This window comes from Bradyrhizobium sp. HKCCYLS3077, from assembly GCF_051167555.1.
Classification (GTDB): domain Bacteria; phylum Pseudomonadota; class Alphaproteobacteria; order Rhizobiales; family Xanthobacteraceae; genus Bradyrhizobium.
The window spans coordinates 430,967-455,839 of sequence record NZ_JBNPTH010000006.1 but is presented as its reverse complement, the minus strand read 5'-3'; the positions used below and the strand labels follow the sequence as shown (position 1 = coordinate 455,839).

Below are 24,873 nucleotides of genomic sequence, written 5' to 3'. Positions count from 1 at the left end.
GATTGGGCTTAGGAGCGGTTGCTCTCGGCTTCGGCCAGAAAGCGCTGCAGCAGGCCGGGCCAACCGCCATCGACATCCCGCCGCATCGACGCGCCGGCCGCCTCGCCCATGGTCTCGAACTTGTGGTGCAGCAGCTCGACGCGCGTCATCTCCGGTCCCTCGGCGAAGAACTGCACGTCGACTTCGGAGCGCATCGCAACGTCAGGCCGCCATTGCGCATCGACCTGCCACAGCATCACGAAACGATGCGGCGGCTCCCACAGAATGATGGTGGCGACCGAGACCTCCGTGCCGTCCTCGGCGATCTCGCGCCAGCGCCCGCCGAGCTTCGGCTCCAGCAAGACCTTTGCGATCGGCTTGCCGCCGACGCCATGCGTGTGTGGCCACCAGCGCGTCAGCCCGCTGGTGAAGACGGCGAAGGCATGATCAATCGGCGCGCGCACGCGAACCTGCTTCTCCACCGGCGCGATCACGCCCCGCTCACTCATCCGCCTTCCCTTTCATTTTTCGATGCGAGCTCTCCGCCTCGATCTTGAAGGCGAGCAGCGCGTCATCCCAGAAGCCGTCGAGCCAGTCGCGCAGCTCGCTCAGCCCTTCCCGCCGCAGCGAATAGATCCGCCGCACACCTTCGCTGCGCTCCTCGACGAGGCCGGCGTCACGCAACACCTTCAGATGCTGCGACACCGCGGGCCGCGACACCGGCAGCCCCGCCGCGATGACGTTGACGGGCGACGGTCCGCCGCGCAGGCGCTCGAACACCTGCCGCCGCGTCGGATCAGCCAGGACTGCCAATGCCGTTTCGTAAGCCATGACTTACCGTAAGCCACGACTTACGAATGGGTCAAGGGAGATCTCCACGCGACGCACCTCGCTACCGCCGGTTGCAGAAGAAACCGCCTGTTAACCATGACCGCCCAAAGCTGGAACAGCGGCTGCCACCATTCGACTCGGCGACATGGCTCGGGCTGGCCGGCGCCATGTGAGGGGCACGATGCTTGGATTCCGCAGCCGCAAGACCGATCATCGGGACGCCCCGCCCGCTTTCGACGTGGCCGCACACGAGGCGTTTCAAGCCGCTCTCGCGCAGTGCCTCGACGACTGGGCCGGGGGCAAGCTCGACCGCGATGTCGCCGACGTCGATGCAGCAGCGCTGCGCGCCAAACTCAAGCCGGAGCTGATCGAGGCCATCCACCGCCTCGGCACGACGCTCGCCGGCCGCGCCTCTCAGGATCTCGACGCAGTGGTCGACCTCTGCATCAACAGCAATGAGGCCTCGATCAGCGCCGCCCGCCTGATCGGCGCCTCCAACAATCAGTCCGAGCGCTGCCAGAGCCTCGCCTCGGCGTCGGTCCAGATGCAGGCCTCCGTGCACACCATCCGCTCGACATCGACCGAAGCCGCAGCCGAGGCCGCTGCCACGCGCCAGGCGGTCGAAAACAGCGTGACCGCGGTGCGCCGGACGCTGCAGACGATGAACGGCATCGCGAGCTCGGTGCGCGACACGTCGGCGAAGATCGCCGACCTCAGCGCCGCCTCCGCCGAGATCGGCTCGATCGTCGGCACCATCGATGCCATCGCCAACCAGACCAATCTGCTGGCGCTCAATGCCACCATCGAGGCGGCGCGGGCCGGCGAGTTCGGCAAGGGTTTTGCCGTCGTCGCCGCCGAGGTGAAGAACCTGTCGCAGCAGACGACCAAGGCGACCGAAGACATCAAGGGCCGCATCGAACGGCTGCAGGCGGAGATGAGCGGCATCGTCGAGGCCATGGCCGGCGGCGCCAAGGCGGTCGAGGTTGGCATGACCGAGATGAATGATCTGGCGCAGACGATCGATCAGGCCGGCAGCCGCACGGCCATGGTCAGCAGCAAGATGGACGAGATCTCCGGCATTCTCACCGAGCAGACCGCGGCGACCGACGAGGTCGCGCAGGGCATCACCATCATCGCCGATCTCGCGACGGCCAACGCGAATGAGGTGATGTCGCTTGCCGACACCATGGGCAAGACCGACGCGAAGGTCGGCAAGATGCTGGCCGAGATGTCCAAGCTCTCGCTCGACAACCAGGTCGTGCGCCTGGCCAAGGCCGATCACGTGATCTGGAAGAAGCGGCTGGTCGACATGTCCGTCGGACGGCTGCAGCTGCGGGCCGACGAGCTCTCGGACCATCACAATTGCCGGCTGGGCAAATGGTACTATGGCGAAGGCGGCCAGCGTCTCGCCGGCGATCCCGCGTTTCGCCGGCTCGAGCGGCCGCACGAAGCCGTGCATCGCCACGGCAAGGAGGCCGCACGCCTGTTCAGCTCTGGACGTATCGACGAGGCGCTCAACGAGATCGGCAAGGTCGAGGTGGCCTCCAGCGAGGTGCTGGCGGCGCTCGATCAGATCAAGGAGTAACGGCGCATCGCGCTCCGTTCACCACCGGTAGCTCGCAACGCTCCTGCCGGTGTAGGAGCGGGTCACGGCGGAAAACTCGCCCTCGAAGGTCGCGGCGAGCGCGATGCCCTTGCGCCAGTTCATTTCGGCAGAGACCGTCGTCAATGCCGCATCACGCGCTCCCGCAGCGCCGTTCACCACAAAGCCTGCGCCGGGCAATGCCTGGAAGCTGGCCGAAGCGGATGTGGTGGCGTTGAAATCACGGGCCCATGCGGCACGACCGCGCAAGGTGAGCAGCGCATCGTTCACGGCGAATGACGCATCGCTGCGCACGCCAAGTTCGCTCCGCCCCGCCGTCACGGTTTTCGCGAGATAGGACAGTGCAAAGGCGTTGCCGCCGGCGGTTACGGTTTCGGCATAGGCAGGAAGCCGCGTGGTGGTCACCTGCGCGGCGGCATAGGGCGTCAGGCCAACGGCTTCGAACCAGGGTGTCACAAAGCGGCTGCCGCCTTCGAGACGGCCTGCGAAACTGCTGGTGCTGAAGCGAGCGCGCAGCTGGTCGATGCCGGAGATAGTGAGCGTCCGATCCGTCGTGACGTCGTGCCAGCCATAGGCTGCGGCGGCGCTGACATAGGCCGAACCCGTCATGTGGTGGACAAATGCGCCGGCCTGCAAGACGTCGCTGCGTCCGCTGCCGCCGGCGGCGACGCTGAAATGGGTGCCGCCGCCCCCGAGCGCGAAACCGGCGACTGTCGACGGCGACAGCCAATGATCGGCCCCCGCCATGCCGCCGAACATGCGGCTGGTGGCGGCGCTGGATCCGAGCACCGCATGGCCGTCGGTGATCTGGCCACCGCCGAAGCCTGCGGCCCATGTTCGCCAGCGCGCTTCGAATGGCGGTGCATGGCCCGCACTTGGGAAGGCATCACCCACGGTGCCGCGGAGCGGGACGCTGGCATAGGCGTTCGCGAGATCGGCCTGATCGGGCGCGCCGGTTGCTGTCGCCTGGTTGCGGCTGCGGTCGGCGGCGCCGACATCGGTCATCGCCGTGGTAAACTGCGTGATGGCGCGCACCATGGTCGGCTGCACCGAGGTTGCAATCTCGCCTGCGGCTTGTGTCAGCGCCGGCGCGGTCATCCCGCCATAGACCAGCGGAATGCCGCCATGGCTGTTGAAGGAGTTGACCAGCGCGTTGGCGACGTTGGTCTGATTGATGGTGAGGCCGGTCCTGGCCGGTGGGATGAAGGCCAGGGCCAGATCGAGATAGGCATTTTTGGCGTCGTAGCTCAGGCTCGATGTGAAATTCGACGGCAGATTGCTGTTCACCACCGGACCGAACGTGCCGCGGATGCCGCCATCGGCGCTGATGATGGTGTACCGCTTGGCGACGTAGCTTCCGGTCGCAAACGACGCGTTCACCGTGGCGCCAGAGAGAGTCGCCGCTCCCCTCACATTGACGCGGTCGGCGCTCGCCGGAGATATCTCGAGCATGTAGGACGCCGCCGTGGTGAACGACAGGCTGCCATTCACGGTCAGCAGACCGATCGAATTGCCAGGCGCGAGCCTGCCGCCATTGATCGTGGTGTTGCCGACCGTGCCGTTGCCGCCAAGCGTGCCGCCGGCATTCACCGTCACAGCCGAACCGGCGATCGAGCCGTTCACCGACAGCGTGCCGCCATTGATGATCGTGGGTCCCGTGTAGGTGCTGGCCGCGCTGAGAATCGTCTTGCCGGCCTCGACGCGCACCATTCGCGTGCCTGCGCCGCTGCCTGTGATGAGAGGCGCAAAGGTGTAGTTCGTGCCGGTGTGGTTGAACACGATCTCGCCGTTGCCGTTCCCCAGGTTGACCGAAGCGGCGCTGAGCGTTCCCGGCGCTGCGGCTGCCTGGCCGACGTCTGCGCCGATGATCAGCTTGCCGCTCGAGCCGGGCTGATAGGCGATGAACATGGTCGAGGCAGACACGCTGCCGCCATTGCTGATCGTCAACGCTCCGCTGCCGCCATAGCCGACGTGGAGATCCGCGCTATTCGTCCAGGTCGAGCCGGTCCCATCCACCGTCACATTGCCGGTCGAATTGGCCTGGACAGCGAGCGAGCCGAAGACGTTGCTCACGGCTGCGCCGTTGCGGATGGTCACCGCGCCGCTGCCTTGGTAGCCGATGCCGAGATTGCCGGTGCTGATCCAGCGCGAGCCGGTGCCGTCGACGGTCGCGCCGCCGACTGCGCCCGATGCGACGCCAAGATAGCTGCCGCCGCCAATGTTCACGACACCACCGTTCTGAATCGTCAGCGTCGCGCTGCCGCGGCTGCCGAAATACAGATCGCCGGCAGCCGTCCAGCGCGAGCCGGCGCCGCTCACCGTCACAGCGCTGGTCGAGCCGGGATTGATGGCAGCAAGGCCTGTCCCGCTGGTGGCTGTGCCGCCGTTCTGGATACTCATAGATCCATTGCCGGCTGAGCCGAGATACACTTCCCCCCGGTTGGTCCACGTCGACCCGACGCCATCGACCGTGACGACGCCGGTCGCGCCGCTGTCATTGCCGACAAAACCGAATTCATTGCTCACGGCGCCGCCGTTGCGGATGGTCAGCGTGCCGTTGCCGCTGGAGCCGACGAGCAGATCGGAGATGTTGCTCCAGGTCGAATGGGCGCCATCCACGGTCACAACGCCGGTCGCACCATGATCGTTGCCGACATAACCGTAGTCATTGCTCACCGCGCCGCCATTGCGAATGATCAGCGTGCCTTGGCCCGCGCTCCCGACCATCACATCGGCGCTGTTGATCCAGCTTGAACCTGTGCCATCCACAGTCGCTGTGCCAATCGCACCCGCTGTGTCGCCGATGACGCCGAGGGTGGCGTTGAGAGTGCCGCCGCTCTGAACCATCAACGCGCCGGTTGCGGACACGCCGATCCTCAGATCGGCCGCCGTCGCGCCGGGCGCGCCGACCAACGCCGTATTCGGGGTGATGGTGTCGATCGCCACACTCGTCGTATTGTCAGGGACGGCGCCCGTCCAGTTGCCGGCGCTGAACCAGTCCGTCGACACCAGACCGGTCCAGTCGACGGCAATGGCTGGCGTCGTCTGCGCCAGGACCGCTCCCATGATGATAGATGTCGCCGCCAGGCCGTGACCGCGATGCGGTCTGAAGAAACGCGCCATCTGGTGCATGCGCTCCGCTGATGGAACGCGAATCTAGGACAACTCGATCTAACCAAGAGTTAACTATACGTTACAACTTTGGCGCGCGATTGCACGGATGAGTAGCACTGCGTTCGATGATTGGCGCATTCGCTGACACATTGGCCAGAGCGCGCGGATGATGTCGCGCGATGGGCTGGGCAATGCGGCCGCTTGCCCATCTTCCCTTAGACAACTCATCAGCAATTAGTCTGATGAGCGCGTAGCCCGGACGAGCGCAGCGACATCCGGGGTCTCGGGCACGGTGGTGGTGAACCCGCATGTCGCTATGCTCATGCGGGCTACACACGCTGTCAGCTACTCGCTCTTGTCGACGTTCCAGAACACGGGCACCGCCTGCCCTTCGAGAACGCCGGTGATGGACTTGCGCCAGGCGCTCGGCATGAACCATTGGCCGAGCGGCACGTAGATCACCTGGTCGTAGATTTCCTTCTGGATCTCGGCGGCGATGCGCTTCTGGTCCTCCGGCGTGCCGGCTTTCGCGAAGGCGTCGCGCAGCTCCTCCATCTTCGGATCGTCGGGCCAGCCGAACGGGCTCTTCTGGCCGCGCGCGCTGACGAAGGTGCTGCCGATCGGGTTGCCCGAGTCGGCGATCACCGAGTTGGTGAAGAACATGTTCCAGCCGCCCTCCTTCGGCGGCTTCTGGCTGGCGCGCCGCGTCACCACGGTCTGCCAGTCCGTCGTCTGCAGATCGACCTTGAAGCCGGCCGCGCGCAACAATTGCGCGGCGACCACCGGCTGCGCCTTCAGCGTGATCGCATCGCCGGGCGCGAGAATGACGACCGGCGTGCCGTCATAGCCGGCCTCGGCGAGCAGCTTCTTGGCCTGCTCCATGCCGTTGCCCTTGACCAGCGTCTCCGAGCCGACGTCGCTCTCGAGCGGCGTGCCGCAGCCGAACACGGCGCCGCAGATCGTGTAGTATTTCGGATTGCCGGTGAGCGCGTCGAGCACGTCCTTCTGGTTCAGCGCCAGGAAGGCCGCGCGGCGGATCTTCACATTGTCGAACGGCGGAAACAGGAAGTTCATCCGGCCGAGCGTCTGGTAGCCGAACTTGTTCAGCACGTTCATCGTCAGATCGGGGCTGGCGGACAGCACCGGCTCGAGATCGAGCGGCGGAAACTCCATGAAGTCGATGTCGCCGGACTGCAGCGCGTTGACCGCGGTCTGCGCGTCGGGCATCGAGATCCACTCGACGCGATCGACCTTCACCACCTTGCCGCCGGCCGTCCAGCTCGGCGGCTCCTTGCGCGGCACGTAGTCGGTGTTCTTCTCGTACGCCGCCTTCACGCCCGGCTGGAATTCCGCCTTGACGAACTTGAACGGTCCCGAGCCGATCTGCTCCGAGATCTGCGCGTTGGGCGGCGTCTCGGCGAGGCGCTTCGGCATCATGAACGGCACGTAGGAGGACGGCTTGCCGATCGACTCCAACACCAGGCCATAGGGCTCCTTCAGCTTCAGGGTGATCGTCTTTGCATCGGTGGCCTCGAGCGAGGCCGTGGCCTCCATGAGCTTCTGGCCCATGCTGTCGTTGCGGCTCCAGCGCTTCAGCGAGGCGACGCAGTCCTCGGCGGTCACGGGTGTGCCGTCATGCCACTTCAGGCCGTCGCGCAGCGTGAAAGTGTAGGTCAGCTTGTCGTCGGAGACTTTCCACTCCGCCATCTGCGGCTGGACTTGAAACTTCGCGTCCGTCCCGAGCAGCGTGTCATAGACCATGTAGCCGTGGTCGCGGGTGATGTAGGCCGGCGTGAACACGGGATCGATCACGCGCAGATCGGAATGCATCACCGCCGTGATCGTCTTCTTGCCGGCAGCCAGGGCCGTGCTCGTTGGCCCCATCGACAGCGCTATCGCCGCGGCAATCAGACAGGACATCAGCGCGGATGAGGTCCGCCGCAAAGGATGTGACATGCAATATCTCTTGATGTGAGCTTTCATCCGACGGTCCCGACCGCGATCAAGGCCCGGCAAGCGTATGAAAGCGCGGAGCAAACAAGCTTGCGGAACACAGACTTGCAGCAGTTCCATCCGAGGTCAATCGGCTTGGATGCATGGCAAGGATCGCCTCCCGCTCACGCGCAGGCGGAAGCGGTCCCGCCGCGTGGAACCCGGCACACGCTGGCCCGTTATGAGCGCAACCAGGGAGCACGAGATGCCGACCGAAGCCGCCGTCAAGCCCCAGCACAAGAGCCGCGCCGCCGCGCCGATTCCTGCGAGCAAGACGCCGTCGCAGGATCAGCTCACGCCTCCGCTGATGGTGGAAGGACTGGAAGCCGTCCGCGACACACATTGCTGAGACTGTGCAGCCCTGTGGTCCTGCGCGCGGCGAGGCTCAGCCCCGCCGCGTGCTCTGTTTCGAGCGCGCCTGAGTTGAGGCGCCCGACGCCCCCTACTCCTTCTTGTCGATGTTCCAGAACACCGGCGTGGCCGGACCGTCCAGCACGCCGGACAGCGTCTTGCGCCACGCGCTCGGCGCCAGATACTGGCCGAGCGGGACATAGATCACCCGCTCGTAGTTGAGCTTCTGGATCTCGGCGGCGATCTTCTTCTGCTCCTCGGGCGACGACGAGCGCGCGAAGGCGTCGCGCAGCTTCTCGATGTCGGCGTCCTCGGCCCAGCCGAACCAGCCGCCTTTGGTGCCACGGCCGCCGACCGACACGTTCGCCACGGGATTGGCGACGTCGGCGCCGACCCAGTTGGTGAAGAACATGTTCCAGCCACCCTCCTTCACCGGCTTCTGGCTGGCGCGCCGCGTCACCACGGTCTGCCAGTCCGTCGCCTGCAGGTCGACCTTGAAGCCGGCCTCGCGCAGCAGCTGCGCCGCGACGATCGGCTGCGCCTTGAGTGCGACCACATCGCCCGGCGCCATCACCGCGATCGGCGTGCCGTCATAGCCGGATTCGGCGAGCGCCTTCTTGGCCTCCGCCATGCCGTTGCCCTTGATCAGCGTCTCCGCGCCGACGTCAGTCTCCAGCGGCGTGCCGCAGACGAACACCGCGCCGCAGATCTTCTGATACTTCGGATTGCCGACGAGCGCGTCGAGCACATCCTTCTGGTTCAGCGCCAGGAAGGCCGCGCGGCGCACCTTCACATTGTCGAACGGCGGGTTGAGGAAGTTCATGCGGCCGAGTGTCTGGAAGCCGAACTTGTTCAGCACATCGACCTTGAGCTCGGCGTTCGCCTCCAGCGCCGGCAGCATCTCGTAAGGCGGCGCCTCCATGAAATCGATGTCGCCCGACTGCAGCGCGTTCACCGCGGTCTGCGCGTCGGGCATCGTGATCCACTCGACGCGATCGACCTTCACCACCTTGCCGCCGGAGGTCCAGCTTGCCGGCTCCTTGCGCGGCACGTAGTCGGTGTTCTTCTCGTAGACGGCCTTCACGCCGGGCTGGAATTCCGCCTTGACGAATTTGAACGGGCCGGAGCCGATCTGCTCGGGAATCTGCTGGCCCTGCGGCGTCTCCGCGAGACGCTTCGGCATCATGAAAGGCACGTAGGAGGACGGCTTGCCGATCGACTCCAGCACCAGGCCGTAAGGCTCCTTCAGCTTGAGCACGATGGTCTTGGCATCCGGCGCCTCCAGACTCGCCGTGAAGTCCATCAGCTTCTGGCCCATGCCGTCGTTGCGGCCCCAGCGCTTCAGCGAAGCGACGCAGTCCTCCGCCGTCACCGGCGTGCCGTCATGCCATTTCAGGCCGTCGCGCAAGGTGAATGTGTAGGTCAGCTTGTCGTCGGAGACCTTCCAGTCCGCCATCTGCGGCTGGATCTTGAAGTTGGAATCCGTGGCGACCAGCGTGTCATAGACCATGTAGCCGTGGTCGCGGGTGATGTAGGCCGTGGTGAACCCGGGGTCTATGACGCGCAGGTCGGAATGCATCACCGCGGTGATGGTCTTCTTACCGGCGGCGAGGGCCTGGGGCACGAGGCACGGTGTGAGCAGGACGGCGGACGCAACAAGCCAAGACGCGAGCACGGAACGGGCCCGGCGCGGATGAGGTGACATGCGATCTCTCTTGACGTGACGGGGTGAACGACGGCCTCGAAACTCATCGAGACACGGCGACCGCTGGGGCGTCGCAGCATCGTTCTCAGGGTCTCCGCCCAGCGTTCGTTCCGCGGGCGAAAGACTTGCAACAGTTCTCGCGGACGTCAATCGGCATTGCTGGCGCCCTTCGCCGGCCGCCGTGCATCCAATTACCAGTCCCGCTCCCGTAGGGTGGGCAAAGGCGCGGCAGTGCTATTTGTACTTGCGAGATCGCAGAGGCGCCGTGCCCACCATATCACCACGGAACATGCCGCCTGATGGTGGGCACGCTGCCGCCTCTCGGCGGCTGCTTCGCCCACCCCACGGCACCCCGCCTCCCCGCAAACAAAAGCGGCGGAGTTGCCTCCGCCGCTTGGTGACGTCGATCGATCGAACGCCGCGAGCTACTCGCTCTTGTCGACGTTCCAGAACAGCGGCGTCGCCGGACCATCGAGAATGCCGGTCAGCGACTTGCGCCAGCCGCTCGGAACCAGATACTGGCCAAGCGGCACGTAGATCACGCGCTCGTAGTTGAGCTTCTGGATCTCGGTCGCGATCTTCTTCTGCTCGTCGGCCGACGACGAGCGCGCGAAGGCGTCGCGCAGCTTCTCGATCTCGGCGTCCTCGGCCCAGCCGAACCAGCCGCCCTTAGTGCCACGGCCGCCGACCGACACGTTCGCCACGGGATTGGCGACGTCGGCGCCGACCCAGTTGGTGAAGAACATGTTCCAGCCGCCTTCCTTGACCGGCTTCTGGCTGGCGCGCCGCGTCACCACGGTCTGCCAGTCCGTCGCCTGCAGGTCGACCTTGAAGCCGGCCTCGCGCAGCAGCTGCGCCGCAACGACCGGCTGCGCCTTCAGGGTGGTGACGTCGCCCGGCGCCATGATCGCGATCGGGGTGCCGTCATAGCCGGATTCGGCGAGCGCCTTCTTGGCCTCCGCCATGCCGTTGCCCTTGATCAGCGTCTCCGCGCCGATATCGGTCTCCAGCGGCGTGCCGCAGACGAACACCGCGCCGCAGACCTTCTGGTACTTCGGATTGCCGACCAGCGCGTCGAGCACGTCCTTCTGGTTCAGCGCCAGGAACGCCGCGCGACGAACCTTCACGTTATCGAACGGAGGGTTCAGGAAGTTCATGCGGCCGAGGGTCTGATAGCCGAACTTGTTGAGCACATCGATCTTGAGCTCAGGATTCGACTCCAGCACCGACAGCATGTCGTAAGGGAGGTTTTCCATGAAGTCGATGTCGCCCGACTGCAGCGCGTTCACCGCAGTCTGCGCGTCCGGCATCGTGATCCACTCGACGCGGTCGACCTTCACGACCTTGCCGCCGGCAACCCAGCTTGCGGGCTCCTTGCGCGGCACGTAGTCGGTGTTCTTTTCGTAGACCGCCTTCACGCCGGGCTGGAATTCAGCCTTGACGAACTTGAACGGGCCGGAGCCGATCTGCTCGGGAATCTGCTGCCCCTGCGGCGTCTCGGCGAGACGCTTCGGCATCATGAACGGCACCAGCGACGACGGCTTGCCGATCGACTCCAGCACGAGACCGTAGGGCTCCTTCAGCTTGAGCACGATGGTCTTGGCATCCGGCGCCTCCAGGCTCGCCGTGAAGTCCATCAGCTTCTGGCCCATGCCGTCGTTGCGGCCCCAGCGCTTCAGCGAGGCGACGCAGTCCTCCGCCGTCACCGGCGTGCCGTCGTGCCACTTCAGGCCGTCGCGCAGGGTGAAGGTGTAGGTCAGCTTGTCGTCGGAGACCTTCCAGTCCGCCATCTGCGGCTGGATCTTGAAGTTCGAATCGGTCGCCAGCAGCGTGTCGTAGACCATGTAGCCATGGTCACGCGTGATGTAGGCCGTCGTGAATCCGGGGTCGATGACGCGCAGATCCGAATGCATCACCGCCGTGATGGTCTTCTTGCCCGCTGCGATCGCCTGTGTAGTCAGCGCCGTCGAGATCGAGAGCATGGAAACGGCGACGCTCGTGGCGAGCATCAGGCCTTTCCAGCGCGGGGTGTGGAACATTACGAGGTCTCCTGAAGGGAAGGGTTGACCTGAAATCGATCAGATTCAGATCATTCGTTGTGCGTGCAGATCAATCCTTGTGCGAACTAACACGCTGCAGGACGTGAGATTTTGACAGTTGCAGAGGTCGCCTTTCACGTCAATCCGCATTCCGCGCATGCCCGTTGCAGCCGAGAACGGCGTTAACGCTCGCACAGCTTTCGCTTTACAAAGCGCCCGACTCCGTCTCGTGTGACAAGACAACGACAAGCTCGAAGAGCGCCGCCAAAAGAGAGCCACCATGAATCCAGCCGATCTTCCCTTCGATACCGACGCCATGCTGCAGGGCTTGCGCGGCTGGGTGGAGTGCGAGAGTCCAACCTGGGACGCTGCGGCGGTCGAGCGCATGCTCGGCCTCGCCGCACGCGATATGGCGATCATGGGTGCGACGATCGAACGCATCGCCGGCCGCGACGGCTTCGCCGGCTGCGTCCGCGCCCGCTTCCCCCACCCGCGCCAGGGCGAGCCGGGCATCCTCATCGCCGGTCACATGGATACCGTTCACCCTGTTGGCACCTTGGCGAAGCTGCCGTGGCGACGCGACGGCAGCCGCTGTCATGGCCCCGGGATCTGCGACATGAAGGGCGGCAACTACCTGTCGCTCGAAGCCATCCGCCAGCTGATGCAGGCTTCGATCGCGACGCCGCTGCCGATCACCGTCCTGTTCACGCCGGACGAGGAAGTCGGCACGCCGTCGACACGCGACATCATCGAGGCCGAGGCGAAGCGCAACAAATACGTGCTGGTGCCCGAGCCGGGCCGCGTCGACAACGGCGTCGTCACCGGCCGCTACGCGATCGCCCGCTTCAATCTCGAAGCCACGGGGCGCCCGAGCCATGCCGGCGCGCGGCTCGGCGCCGGCCGTTCCGCAATCCGGGAAATGGCGCGGCAGATTCTCGCGATCGATGCGATGACCACGGAGGACTGCACCTTCTCGGTCGGCATCGTGCATGGCGGCCAATGGGTCAACTGTGTCGCCACCACCTGCACCGGCGAAGCGCTCAGCATGGCCAAGCGCCAGGCCGATCTCGATCGCGGCGTCGAGCGCATGCTGGCGCTGTCCGGCACCAATGATGACGTCGCGTTCAAGGTCACACGCGGCGTGACGCGCCCCGTATGGGAGCCGGATTCCGGAACCATGGCGCTCTACGAGCAGGCGCGCGGCATTGCCGAGCGGCTCGGCATGTCCCTGCCCCATGGCTCCGCGGGCGGCGGCTCCGACGGCAATTTCACCGGCGCGCTCGGTATCCCCACGCTCGACGGCCTGGGTGTGCGCGGCGCCGACATGCACACGTTGAACGAGTATATCGAGATCGACAGCCTCGCCGAGCGCGGCCGGCTCATGGCCGGCCTGCTCGCGACGCTGGCATGAGCCCGCGGCATGGGCAGAGCGGCGGCTAAGGCCAGGCATCGCTGGGCGCGCTCAGCGGTGCTTTCGACGGTACGCCGCCACGGCGATTTCGTTTGTGTACATAGGATCGCCGCGTTTCTGCCACCGGCCAGCTCCTGCCTCGGGACAATTCCTGCTGCGTAGCAGCAAGGTTTCATTTTCCGGGACCAAAACGATGGACTTTCGCGCAACGGCGCGCGCATGATGGCATGCGCCTTGCAAAGTTCCTGCGACATTGTTCGCAATTGCGACGAGTTGCGATGAACGCGAATGCCGCGTCATCAGCGATGCCGTCGGAGACCTTGAAAGCGATTGATATCGGTGACATGCAAACTCGCTCACGCAAGAACTCTGTTACGTCGTGAGCGTCGTCCCAGCACCATGAAGGCGGTTCTCTCAAGATGATCGGTTACCTGCTTCGCCGAATCCTCGCATCCATCCCCGTGATGGGCGTGGTGGCGCTGTTCGTCTTTCTCCTGCTGCGGCTGACGCCCGGCGATCCCGCCGCGATTCTCGCCGGCGACAACGCCACGCCCGAGCAGCTCGAGCGCATCCGCACCACGCTCGGACTGAACGAGCCGCTCTACATCCAGTTCTTCACCTGGATCAATCAGCTGCTGCACGGCGATCTCGGCGTGTCGCTGATCTCCAAGGTGCCGGTGCTGCAGATGATCGGCCAGCGCATCGAGCCGTCGATCTCGGTCGCGCTGACGACGATCGTCCTCTCGATCCTCGTCGCCGTCCCGCTCGGCGTGATCGCGGCGTGGAAGCACGGCACCTGGATCGACCGCTTCGTGATGGCGCTCTCGGTGCTCGGCTTCTCGGTGCCGGTGTTCGTGATCGGCTACATCCTGATCCAGGTGTTCGCGATCAACCTGCGCTGGGTGCCCGTGCAGGGCTTCCGCAGCATCAGCGTCGGCTTCGGGCCGTTCTTCGAACGCATCATCCTGCCGACCTGCGCACTGTCCTTCATCTACGTCGCGCTGATCGCGCGCATGACGCGCGCCGCCATGCTCGACGTGCTCGGCGAGGACTTCGTGCGCACCGCGCGCGCCAAGGGCGTCAGCGAAGTCGCGGTGCTGCTGCGCCATGCGCTGCGCAATGCCGCCGTGCCCGTCATCACCGTGATCGGCTCCGGCTTTGCGCTGCTGATCTCCGGCGTCGTCGTCACCGAGAGCGTCTTCAACCTGCCCGGCATCGGGCGGCTCACGGTCGATGCCGTGCTGGCGCGCGACTACCCGGTGATCCAGGGCATGATCCTGCTGACCTCCTTCATCTATCTCGCGGTCAATCTCCTGATCGACCTCGCCTATACTATCCTCGATCCACGCATCCGCTACTGAGGCCAACCCGATGGCGATCGTTACCACTCCCGAGCCGTCGATTCCGGTCACCACGCGACTGGGGCCCCGGTTCGGCTTCCTCACCTCGACCCCGATCATCGCGGTGGCCACCGTGTGCCTGTCGCTGATCGTGATCGTCTCGGTCTTGGCGCCGCTGCTGGCGCCGCATGATCCGGTGCTGCTCGCACCGTCGCAACGGCTGAAGCCGTCGAGCGCGCAATTCCTGCTCGGCACCGACGCCTACGGCCGCGACCTGTTGTCGCGCACCATCTATGGCGGCCGCATCTCGCTCCTGGTCGGCGTCGGCGCTGCGATCATCTCGATCGCGATCGGCCTCGTCATCGGCCTCGTCTCCGGCTTCTTCCGCTGGGTCGACGCCATCATGATGCGCGTGATGGATGGCCTGATGGCGATCCCGAGCATCCTGCTCGCCATCGCCGTGGTGTCGCTGTCCGGCGCCAGCGTCGGCACCGTGATGATCGCGATCACCATCGTCGAGATTCCGCGCGTCGCGCGCCTCGTCCGCTCGGTCGTTCTGACCGCACGCGAGGAGCCCTACGTCGAGGCCGCGATTTCGCTGGGCACCTCGATGCCCAAGATCATGTGGCGGCATTTGATGCCGAACACGATCGCGCCGCTGATCGTCCAAGGCACCTATATCTGCGCCGCCGCGATTCTCACCGAGGCGATACTGTCGTTCCTCGGCGCCGGCATCAGCCCGGAGACGCCGACCTGGGGCAACATCATGGCCGAGGGCCGCTCCTACTTCCAGGTCAAGCCGTCGCTGATCTTCTGGCCGGGCCTGTTGCTGTCGATCGCGATTCTGTCGATCAACCTGATCGGCGACGCCGCCCGCGACGCGCTCGACCCGCGCATGAAGCAGCGCGAGGCCGGCAAGTGAAAATGGTTTTTCGTCATCGCGAGCGAAGCGACGCGATCCAGGGGCCGCGCCCGGAGCTCTGGATTGCTTCGTCGCTGACGCTCCTCGCAATGACGGTGGAGAAATGAACGCATGACCGATACCATCCTCGACATCGACAATCTCGTCGTCACCGTCGGAAAGACCAAGAACCCGAACGGCCCGCGCATCATCGACGGCGTCTCGATCAAGGTCGAAAAGGGCGAGACGCTCTGCGTCGTCGGCGAGAGCGGCTCCGGCAAGTCGGTGACGTCGCTCACCACCATGGGCCTGTTGCCGAAGAACGCGCTGCATGCCGTCGGCGGCAGCGTGAAGCTCGTCGGCGAGGAGCTGCTGACCGCCAGTGATCGCCGGCTGCGCGAGCTGCGCGCCACGCGGATGGCGATGATCTTCCAGGAGCCGATGACCGCGCTCAATCCGGTCGTTCCGGTCGGTCGTCAGATCGACGAAGTCTTGCGCGCCCACACCTCGCTGGATGCGCGCGCGCGCCGCAAGCGCATCCTCGACATGATGGAGCAGGTCCACCTGCCCGACGTCGAGCGCATCTTCGGCTCCTATCCGCACCGCCTCTCCGGCGGCCAGCGCCAGCGCATCATGATCGCGATGGCACTGGTGCTCGAGCCCAAGCTCCTGATCGCCGACGAGCCGACCACCGCGCTCGACGTCACCACGCAGAAGCAGATCCTCTCCTTGATCCGCGAGTTGCAGCGCGATCACGGCACCGCGGTGCTGTTCATCACCCACGACATGGGCGTCGTCGCCGAGATCGCCGACCGCGTCGCGGTCATGCGCCAGGGCCGCCTGGTCGAGACCGGCGCGCTCGACAAGATCCTGCGCGCGCCCGAGATGGACTACACGCGCAACCTGCTGTCCTCGGTGCCGAGCCTCATTCCGCGGCCGCCGCGCCCGGACAGCACCGAGCCGGTGGTGCTTGAGACCAACGATCTCGGCAAGGTCTATCGTGAGCGCTCCTTCCTCGGGAAGCCGCGCGAGGTCGTCGCCGCGCAGAACGTCTCGCTAACCTTGCGCAAGGGCCGTACGCTCGGCATCGTCGGCGAGAGCGGCTCCGGCAAGTCGACGGTGGCGCGCTGCATCGTGCGCCTGATCGATCCGACCTCCGGCGGCGTCCGCCTCGCCGGCCACGAGATCTCGATCCTGACGCGTCGGCTGCTGCAGCCGCACCGCAAGCGCATCCAGATCGTGTTCCAGGATCCCTACCGTTCGCTCAACCCGCGCCTCACGGTCGGCGAAAGCATCGCCGAGGGCCCCATCAACTACGGCACCTCGCACGACAAGGCGATGGCCCGGGCGCGCGAGCTGCTCGAGCTGGTCGGCCTGCCGGCGGATGCGATCTCGCGCTATCCGCACCAGTTCTCCGGCGGCCAGCGCCAGCGCATCGCGATCGCGCGCGCGCTCGCGCTCGATCCGGACGTGCTGGTGGCCGACGAAGCCGTGTCCGCGCTCGACGTGTCGGTGCAGGCGCAGGTGCTGGAGCTGCTCGACGAGATCCAGCGCCGCCTCGGCATCGCCATCCTGTTCATCACCCACGATCTGCGCGTCGCCGCGCAGATCTGCGACGAGGTCGTGGTGATGCAGAAGGGCCGCATCGTCGAGCAAGGACCCGCCGGCGAGATCCTGACGCATCCGAAGGAAGCCTACACCAAGTCCCTGCTCGAAGCCGCTCCGGGCCGGAACTGGGATTTTGCCAACTTCCGTCCGGTCTCGGAGGCGGTGGCGTAGTCGATCAGCGAACGCCGGAGGGAGACGGGAGGCCAAATCCCTCCTCCCGTCATTCCGGGGCGTGCTTGCCGACGGCATGGCGCAGCCATGTCGGCGGCAAGCGCGAGCCCGGAATCCATACCCACGGGCGGATATGGTTACGACAGCTGGTGGACACCGGCGTGCCCCGAAGAACTCCCTGGGGTTATGGATTCCGGGCTCGCCCTCCTCCGCCTGCGGCGGACGAGGCCGCCCCGGAATGACGAGGGAGGGATAGTTCGTCTCCATCACCCTGTTTGCGGGGATGCCGATCGATGGCCGCTCAAGCGGCATGCAAAACGGCATCGCTCCGTCGCTTGCGCGGGCCGCAGGGCACAGTCTAACGTCGCCACTCCATTTCACGGCCAGAGGCGAAGTAATGACGCGCGTCGCGATCGGCGGCTTTCTGCACGAAACCAACACCTTCGCACCGACGAAAGCGGATTACGACGACTTCATGCATGGCGGCGGCCGCGCCTCCATCGCTGACGCAGCGAGCGTCATGACGACGATGCGCGGCATCAATGCCGGCCAATCGGGCTTCATCGCGGTTGCGGAGGCCAACGGCTGGGAGATCGTGCCGACCATCGCCTGCGCGGCAAGCCCCTCGGCCCATGTCACCAAGGATGCGTTCGAGCGCATCACGACCGTGATGGTCGACCGCATCAAGGCGGCCCTGCCGCTCGACGGCGTCTATCTCGACCTGCACGGCGCGATGGTGCCGGAGCATTTCGACGACGGCGAAGGCGAGATCCTCGCCCGCGTGCGCCAGGCGATCGGCCCCGATGTGCCGCTGGTGGCGAGCCTCGATCTGCACGCCAACGTCACGCCCGAGATGATGGCGCATGCGGACGCGCTGATCGCCTATCGCAAATATCCGCACACCGACATGGCTGACACCGGCCGCGCCTGCGCCGAGCACCTCGCGCTGCTGCTGCGCACGAAGCAGCCGCTGGCGAAGGCGTTCCGGCAGCTGCCGTTCCTGATCCCGATCAGCTGGCAGTGCACCAACGACCAGCCCACCAAAGGCATCTACGAGAAGCTCGCCGCGATGCAGAGCGAGGCCGTGCCGACGCTGTCCTTCGCGCCGGGCTTCCCCGCCGCCGACTTCGTACACTGCGGTCCGAGCGTGTTCGCCTATGGCCGCACGCAGGCCGACGCCGACGCCGCCGCAGATGCGATCGCGGCCATTGTCACCGGCCACGAGGATGATTTCGACGGCCGCATCTACACCCCCGACGAGGGCGTCCGCCATGCCATGATGCTGGCGAAGAATGCGACGCGGCCGATCGTGATCGCCGATACCCAGGACAATCCCGGAGCCGGCGGCGATTCCGACACCACGGGCATGCTCCGCGCGCTGGTGCGCAACCGGGCCAGCCGTGCGGCGATCGGCATGATCTACGACCCGCAATCGGCGCTCGCTGCGCATGCGGCCGGCGAAGGCGCGACCATCACGCTGTCGCTGGGCGGCAAGAGCGGCATTCCCGGCGATGCGCCGTTCGAGGAGAGTTTCATCGTCGAAAAGATCTCCGACGGCCGCTTCATCGCGCCCGGCCCATTCTACGGCGGCCGCAAGATGGAGATGGGACCCTCCGCCTGCCTGCGCATCGGCGACGTCCGCGTGGTCGTGGCCTCGCACAAGTCGCAGCTCGCCGACCAGGAGATGTATCGCTTCGTCGGCATCGAACCGACCGAGCAGGCGATCCTGGTCAACAAGAGCTCGGTGCATTTCCGCGCCGATTTCGAGCCGATCGCAGAGCAGCTTTTGATCTGCGCCGCGCCCGGCGCGATGCCCGCCGATCCCTCCACCCTGCCCTGGGCGCGCCTGCGTCCGGGCATTCGCCTCAAGCCGAACGGCCCGGCGTTCAACGCTTAAACCTCATCAACGGAAACACACCCATGCCCACGATCGATCGCATCCAAGGCTACGCCGACGAGCTCACCGCCATCCGCCGCGACCTGCACGCGCATCCCGAAATCGGCTTCGAGGAGACGCGCACCTCCGGCATCGTCGCCGAGAAGCTCGCGCAATGGGGTATCGAGGTGCATCGCGGCCTCGGCGGCACCGGCGTGATCGGCGTGCTCAAGGGCAAGGGCGACAGCAGCAAAAAGATCGGCCTGCGCGCCGACATGGACGCGCTGCCGATGGAGGAGAACACCAATCTGCCGTGGCGCTCGACCATTCCGGGCCGCTTTCACGGCTGCGGCCATGACGGCCACACCACGATGCTGCTCGGCACCGCGCGCTATCTCGCCGAGACCCGCAATTTCGACGGCACCGTGCATTTCATCTTCCAGCCGGCCGAGGAAGGCCTCGGCGGCGCGCGCGCGATGATCAAGGACGGCCTGTTCCAGAAATTCCCCTGCGACGAGCTCTACGGCCTGCACAACGCGCCGGACCTCGCCCATGGCGAGATCGCGATCCTGCCCGGCCCCGCCATGGCCGGCGCCGACTTCTTCGACATCCGCATCTCCGGCTACGGCGCCCATGGCGCGATGCCCGAGCGCTCCAAGGACGCGGTGGTGATCGCGACCAGCGTCGCGCAGGCGATCCAGACCATCGTGAGCCGCAACGTCGAACCGCTGCAGGCCGCCGTGGTCTCGATCACCCAGATCCATGCCGGATCGGCCTACAACGTCATTCCGGGCGATGCCTGGCTGTGCGGCACCGTCCGCGCCTTCTCCGACAACGTCCGCGCGCTGGTGCGCGAGCGCATGCGCGCGATCTGCGCCGGCATGGCGGCGGCGTTCAACTGCGAGATCGACGTCGACATCCGCGACACTTTCAGCGTCCTGGTCAACCAGGAGGAGCAGTCGAAGGTCGTCGAGGAGGTCGCGCGCACCGTCGTCGAGCCGTCCAAGGTGCTGACGCGCTCGACGCCGAAGATGGGCAGCGAGGATTTCGCGGACATGCTGCAGACCATCCCGGGCGCCTATTTCTGGGTCGGCCATGACGGCTCGGTGCCGGTGCACAATCCCGGCTACGTGCTCGACGACAAGATCCTGCCGATCGGCGCCAGCATGTTCGCCCGGATCATCGAGACCCGTCTGGCGGCGGCCTAGCGCCGCCTGACGTATGTCAATGAGCGGGCCTGGAATTGAGACGAACTTCGGCGACGGAGGACCAGCATGCACAAGCCCGTTTCAGACGACGTCACCTCGTTGCACGATCTCTCCGCCGTCGACCTGATCGCCGGCTACCGCGCGCGCCAGTTCTCGCCATCCGAAGTGATGGACGACGTGCTGGCGCATGTCGCGGCATGGGAGCCTGAGATCAAGGCGCTGTATCTGCTCGACGTCGACGCGGCGCGCGCCGCGGCGAAGGCCTCGACGGAACGCTGGGCCAATGACGAGCCGGCCGGCGTGCTCGACGGCGTGCCGGCGACGGTGAAAGACAACATCGCGACCAAGGGCCAGCCGATGCCGCTCGGCGCGGCCAGCGTCGCGCGGGCGCCGCTCGCGGCCGACGCGCCGCCGGTGGCGCGGTTGCGCGAAGCCGGCGCGATCATCTTCGCCAAGACCACGATGCCCGACTACGGCATGCTGTCGTCGGGCCTGTCGAGCTTCCACCCGCTGACGCGCAATCCGTGGGATCTGCGCATGAACCCCGGCGGCTCCAGCGCCGGTGCGGGCGCCGCGGCCGCTGCCGGCTATGGCCCACTGCATGTCGGGACCGACATCGGCGGCTCGATCCGGCTGCCGGCGTCGTGGTGCGGCCTGGTCGGCCTCAAGCCGAGCTTCGGCCGGGTGCCGATCGATCCCCCCTATGTCGGCCGCGTCGCCGGCCCGATGACGCGCATCGTCGACGATGCCGCGCTGATGATGAGCGTGCTGTCGAAACCCGACCGCCGCGACGGCACGGCGCTGCCGCCGTCCGACCTGCACTGGAAGGTCGCGGAGAAACCGGTGCGCAAGCTGCGCATCGGGCTGATGCTCGATCTCGGCGGCGTCGGCCAAGCGCTGGAAGAGCCGGTGCGCGCGACGACGCTGGCGGCGGCCAAAGCGTTCGAGGAGGCCGGCGCGGTCGTGACCGAGACCAAGGGCTTTCTCACCCGCGAGATGCTCGATGGCCTCGACAATTTCTGGCGCGCGCGGCTGTGGGACGATCTCGCCCGGCTCGCGCCGGAAGTGCGCGCGAAGACCCTGCCCTACATCCTCCAATGGGCCGAGCGCGGTGCTGACCTGTCCGGCGTCGAGGTCGTCAGGGGCTTCAACGTCACGATGGCGCTGCGCGCAGCCGCCGCAAAACTGTTCACCGAATTCGACTACATCATCTCGCCGGTCTCGCCGGGCGTGAAATTCCCGGCCGAATTCGCCTCGCCGGTCAACGACCCCGAGAAGCCGTTCGAGCACATCACCTACACCGTGCCATGGAACATGTCGGAGAACCCGGCGATCTCTGTGAATGCCGGGTACGATGACCACGGCTTCCCGATCGGCCTGCAAATCGTCGGCCGCCGCTTCGACGATGTCGGCGTGCTCGGCATGGCCAAGACGTTCGAAGGATTGCGTGGCGAGCAGCGGCCGTGGCCGAAGGTCAAGTGAAGCCTATCCACTGCCTCCTCCTCCGTCATTGCGAGCGAAGCGAAGCAATCCAGAGTCCCGCCCACGACTCTGGATTGCTTCGCTTGCGCTCGCAATGACGCGGGAGAGAGCGTAGACCCGATCACTGCTGCATCGCTTGCCGGGAGAGCAATGCTGCGCGCATTGTTTTTGCCCGCCCTGCGGAATGTCATGCACACTTTGCGTTGGCCGCGCGCTGAACTACTGTATCGCCATCGCCGATCTCAATTTCGTCGTCATTCCGGGGCGTGCGAAGCACGAGCCCGGAATCCATACTCACGATCGTGGTTATGGGTTCCGGGCCTGCGCCCAATAGGGCGCATCCCGGAATGACGGCGGAGATTGTGGCACGAGCAACCAACTAACAAACGCCACGACAACAACATCAGGAAACGCTCATGGCCTACCAGACCATCCTCTACGACGTCGCCGACAAGATCCTCACCATCACCTTGAACCGGCCGGAGAAGCTGAACGCCTTCACCGGCACCATGATGGAAGAGCTGATCGACGCCTTCGACCGCGCCGACAAGGACGATGGTGTCAGGGCGATCATCGTCACCGGGTCGGGCCGCGCGTTCTGCGCCGGCGCCGACCTCTCCTCCGGCGCCGACACGTTCGATCGCGATGCCAAGCGCGGGCCGGTGAAGCGGCATGCCGACGGCCGCGTCGACTATTCCGATCCGCAGGTCCGCGATGGCGGTGGCCAGGTCACGCTGCGCATCTTCAAGTCGCTGAAGCCGGTCATCGCCGCGGTGAACGGCCCGGCCGTCGGCATCGGTGTCACCATGCAGCTCGCGATGGACATCCGCATCGCCTCGGAAGCCGCGCGGTTCGGCTTCGTGTTCTCCCAGCGCGGCATCGTGCCGGAGGCGGCATCGAGCTGGTTCCTGCCGCGCATCGTCGGCATCTCGCAGGCGCTGGAATGGTGCTACACCGGCCGCGTCTTCCCGGCCCAGGAGGCGCTGGCCGGCCGTCTCGTCAGCAAGGTGGTGCCGCCGGACGAACTGCTGCCGACCGCGCGCGCACTGGCGCGCGAGATCGCGGACAAGACCGCGCCGGTGTCGGTCGCGCTGATCCGCCAGATGATGTGGCGCATGATGGGCGCCGACGATCCGATGGAGGCCCACAAGGTCGACAGCCGCGGCATCTACGCGCGGGGTCGCTCTGATGACGTCAAGGAAGGCGTGGTGTCGTTCCTGGAGAAGCGTCCCGCGCAGTTCAAGAACACGGTCACGGCCGACATGCCGGACTATTTCCCGTGGTGGGACGAGCGGGAGTACAAGTAGGTCTGCGAGGGTGAGCCCGCCTCTCTCCCACGTCATTCCGGGGCATTCGCGCGCGAAATGGCTTCGCCATTTCGCGCGCGAATGAGCCCGGAATCCATATCCCCGAACGGAGGGTTTGTCGAAGACCGCGCCACGGAAATCTCGCCTCACATGACGACCTGTGGCTATGGATTCCGGGCTCGCGCTACGCGCGCCCCGGAATGACAAACGAGAGAGTGTGCATTCATTTGCGCGGTGCCGGCCAGGCTGTGCAGCCTCCCTTCACTCCATCACCAGCGCCACGCGGCCGATCGCTTTGCGATCGATCAGCAGCCGCATCGCCGCGGCATAATCCTCGAACGGCACCCGATGCGACACGTTCGGCCGCAGCTTGCCCTGCTCCGCGAGATCCAGCAGCGCGGCCATGCGACGCTCGCCGAGCGCGGGATCTTTCCGCACGGCTTCACCGGCGCGGACGCCGAGCACGCTGGCGCCCTTCATCAGGATCAAATTCGTCCGCGCCAGGCCGATGCCGCCGGTGAAGCCGATCACCAGCAGCCGTGCGCCCCAGGCGATGCAGCGGACGCTGTTCTCGAACACCTCGCCGCCGACCGGATCGAACACCACATCGACGCCGCGTCCATCCGTGATGCGCTTGACGGCGTCGCGGAACGGCTCGCGCGCATACAGCACGAGATGATCGGCACCGCGCGCACGGGCCACCGCGAGCTTCTCCTCCGATGACGCCGCCGCGATCACGGTGGCGCCCAGCAGCTTGCCGAGCTCGACCGCGGCAAGCCCGACGCCGCCGCCGGCGCCATGCACCAGCAGCGTCTCGCCCGGCTTGAGCTGGCCGCGATCGACCAGCGCGTGATGCGCGGTGCCGTGGCCGGCCAGATAGGTCGCGCCCTCCGCATAGTCGAAGGGTGACGGCAGCGGCGTGAGCTGGCTCGACGCGACGACCGCCTCCTCGGCAAAGGCGCCGAAGCGCATGCGCACGATGACGCGGTCGCCGACGGCGTAGCCGTTGACATCGGGCCCGAGCTCCATGATGGCGCCCGACGCCTCGACGCCGGGCGTGAACGGCAGTTCCGGCTTCAACTGGTACTCGCCGGCCGCCATCAGAATGTCCGGAAAATTGATCCCGGCAGCGCGGATCTTCACCCGCACCTCGCCTTGTCCCAGCGCGCGCGGCGGCAGCTCTTCGAGCCGCAATTTCTCCGGCGGCCCGAGCTCGCGGCAGACGATCGCCCGCGGCATCAGCCCGCCTTCCGCTTCGCCAGCGCTTCGCGGATCAGCGGCAGCCGGTCGTTGCCGAAATACATGTCTTTGACATCGACGAAAATCGTCGGCGAACCGAAGCCGCCGCGCTTGACGACCTCCTCGGTGTTGATGCGCAGCTGATCCTTGACGCCCTGCTGTGCGATGCCGTCGAACAACGCCTTCGCATCGACGCCGGCACGCCGGCACACCTCGGTCAGTACCGCATCCTTCGAGATGTCCTGGTCCTCGCCCCAATAGATCTCGAACACGGCTCGCGCGAACGGCACCATGGCCTCGTTGCCGAACCAGATGCAGGCGCGCATCGCCTTGACGCTGTTCACCGGAAACACCGAAGGCGGCATCTTGATCTTGAGCCCGGCCGAGCGCGACCAGTCGTTCAGGTCCTTCAGCATATAGGCCGCCTTGGCCGGCACCGGCTTCTCACGCTGCGCATAGACGCTGGGATTGACAGTGTTGAAGATGCCGCCGACCAGAATGGGGCGCCAGACGATGTCGACGTCGAACTCCTTTGCCAGCGGCTGGATGTTGTGGAAGGCGAGATAGGTCCAGGGGCTGGAGCAGTCGAAGAAGAATTCGATCATCGTGGTTCCTCAAGGTCTTTATGAGTTCGTCATTGAGAGTGTCGATTTATGCAGACTATTTGTGCGGCCCCTGGATTGCTTCGCTCCGCTCGCAATGACGGCGGAGAGAAC

The 24,873-nt window shown here is 66.0% G+C and carries 18 protein-coding genes; 10 read left to right on the top strand and 8 right to left on the bottom strand.

The window, feature by feature from the left end:
• Positions 1-8 precede the first annotated feature (8 nt).
• Entirely contained in the window at positions 9-488 is a 480-nt protein-coding gene (locus ACQR0Z_RS25500; protein ID WP_434920457.1) for an SRPBCC family protein, read from the bottom strand.
• Positions 481-810: an ArsR/SmtB family transcription factor gene (locus ACQR0Z_RS25495; protein WP_434875522.1), complete on the bottom strand. Its 330-nt coding sequence runs from the start codon at positions 808-810 to the stop codon at positions 481-483. The genes ACQR0Z_RS25500 and ACQR0Z_RS25495 overlap by 8 nt, the downstream gene beginning before the upstream one ends.
• Positions 811-991: 181 nt before the next feature.
• Between ACQR0Z_RS25495 and ACQR0Z_RS25490 the strand changes: the two genes are divergently transcribed.
• Positions 992-2,395, top strand: a complete 1,404-nt coding sequence (locus ACQR0Z_RS25490; RefSeq protein WP_434875521.1) for a methyl-accepting chemotaxis protein — start codon at positions 992-994, stop codon at positions 2,393-2,395.
• Between the two features lie 18 nt (positions 2,396-2,413).
• Here ACQR0Z_RS25490 and ACQR0Z_RS25485 read toward each other — a convergent pair whose 3' ends face one another.
• Both ACQR0Z_RS25485 and ACQR0Z_RS25480 read right to left on the bottom strand, forming a co-directional pair.
• Complete coding sequence (locus ACQR0Z_RS25485; RefSeq protein WP_434920456.1) at positions 2,414-5,536, bottom strand: autotransporter domain-containing protein; 3,123 nt, start codon at positions 5,534-5,536, stop codon at positions 2,414-2,416.
• A gap of 336 nt (positions 5,537-5,872) precedes the next feature.
• Positions 5,873-7,483 carry an ABC transporter substrate-binding protein gene (locus tag ACQR0Z_RS25480; protein ID WP_434920455.1) on the bottom strand — a complete coding sequence of 537 codons (1,611 nt, stop codon included), beginning with the start codon at positions 7,481-7,483 and terminating at the stop codon, positions 5,873-5,875.
• Between the two features lie 241 nt (positions 7,484-7,724).
• On the opposite strand from ACQR0Z_RS25480, the gene ACQR0Z_RS25475 reads away from it, so the two are divergent.
• On the top strand, positions 7,725-7,868 hold the full coding sequence (locus ACQR0Z_RS25475) for a hypothetical protein (RefSeq protein WP_434875518.1): 144 nt from the start codon (positions 7,725-7,727) through the stop codon (positions 7,866-7,868).
• A 93-nt stretch (positions 7,869-7,961) separates the two neighbouring features.
• Here the strand turns inward: ACQR0Z_RS25475 and ACQR0Z_RS25470 are convergent, their stop codons facing one another.
• On the bottom strand, positions 7,962-9,575 hold the full coding sequence (locus ACQR0Z_RS25470; protein WP_434858579.1) for an ABC transporter substrate-binding protein: 1,614 nt from the start codon (positions 9,573-9,575) through the stop codon (positions 7,962-7,964).
• Between the two features lie 425 nt (positions 9,576-10,000).
• Positions 10,001-11,557 carry an ABC transporter substrate-binding protein gene (locus tag ACQR0Z_RS25465; RefSeq protein ID WP_434920542.1) on the bottom strand — a complete coding sequence of 519 codons (1,557 nt, stop codon included), beginning with the start codon at positions 11,555-11,557 and terminating at the stop codon, positions 10,001-10,003.
• Between the two features lie 337 nt (positions 11,558-11,894).
• Between ACQR0Z_RS25465 and ACQR0Z_RS25460 the strand changes: the two genes are divergently transcribed.
• The 8 genes from ACQR0Z_RS25460 (at position 11,895) to ACQR0Z_RS25425 (ending at position 22,918) form a co-directional block, all read left to right on the top strand.
• Positions 11,895-13,025 carry a M20/M25/M40 family metallo-hydrolase gene (locus ACQR0Z_RS25460; protein ID WP_434920454.1) on the top strand — a complete coding sequence of 377 codons (1,131 nt, stop codon included), beginning with the start codon at positions 11,895-11,897 and terminating at the stop codon, positions 13,023-13,025.
• A 419-nt stretch (positions 13,026-13,444) separates the two neighbouring features.
• On the top strand, positions 13,445-14,386 hold the full coding sequence (locus ACQR0Z_RS25455; protein ID WP_434858577.1) for an ABC transporter permease: 942 nt from the start codon (positions 13,445-13,447) through the stop codon (positions 14,384-14,386).
• A gap of 10 nt (positions 14,387-14,396) precedes the next feature.
• On the top strand, positions 14,397-15,287 hold the full coding sequence (locus ACQR0Z_RS25450; RefSeq protein WP_434858576.1) for an ABC transporter permease: 891 nt from the start codon (positions 14,397-14,399) through the stop codon (positions 15,285-15,287).
• A 111-nt stretch (positions 15,288-15,398) separates the two neighbouring features.
• Entirely contained in the window at positions 15,399-17,045 is a 1,647-nt protein-coding gene (locus ACQR0Z_RS25445; protein ID WP_434875517.1) for an ABC transporter ATP-binding protein, read from the top strand.
• A 397-nt stretch (positions 17,046-17,442) separates the two neighbouring features.
• Positions 17,443-18,942 carry a M81 family metallopeptidase gene (locus ACQR0Z_RS25440; RefSeq protein WP_434920453.1) on the top strand — a complete coding sequence of 500 codons (1,500 nt, stop codon included), beginning with the start codon at positions 17,443-17,445 and terminating at the stop codon, positions 18,940-18,942.
• Between the two features lie 23 nt (positions 18,943-18,965).
• Positions 18,966-20,129, top strand: a complete 1,164-nt coding sequence (locus tag ACQR0Z_RS25435; RefSeq protein WP_434920452.1) for a M20 aminoacylase family protein — start codon at positions 18,966-18,968, stop codon at positions 20,127-20,129.
• Positions 20,130-20,195: 66 nt separating this feature from the next.
• Positions 20,196-21,611 carry an amidase gene (locus ACQR0Z_RS25430; RefSeq protein WP_434875514.1) on the top strand — a complete coding sequence of 472 codons (1,416 nt, stop codon included), beginning with the start codon at positions 20,196-20,198 and terminating at the stop codon, positions 21,609-21,611.
• Between the two features lie 416 nt (positions 21,612-22,027).
• Entirely contained in the window at positions 22,028-22,918 is an 891-nt protein-coding gene (locus ACQR0Z_RS25425; RefSeq protein ID WP_434858571.1) for a crotonase/enoyl-CoA hydratase family protein, read from the top strand.
• Between the two features lie 261 nt (positions 22,919-23,179).
• Here ACQR0Z_RS25425 and ACQR0Z_RS25420 read toward each other — a convergent pair whose 3' ends face one another.
• Both ACQR0Z_RS25420 and ACQR0Z_RS25415 read right to left on the bottom strand, forming a co-directional pair.
• Positions 23,180-24,157 (bottom strand): NADPH:quinone oxidoreductase family protein, encoded by a 978-nt coding sequence (locus ACQR0Z_RS25420; protein ID WP_434920451.1) that lies wholly within the window; start codon positions 24,155-24,157, stop codon positions 23,180-23,182.
• On the bottom strand, positions 24,157-24,762 hold the full coding sequence (locus ACQR0Z_RS25415) for a 2-hydroxychromene-2-carboxylate isomerase (protein ID WP_434920450.1): 606 nt from the start codon (positions 24,760-24,762) through the stop codon (positions 24,157-24,159). The genes ACQR0Z_RS25420 and ACQR0Z_RS25415 overlap by 1 nt, the downstream gene beginning before the upstream one ends.
• Between the last annotated feature and the right edge of the window lie 111 nt (positions 24,763-24,873).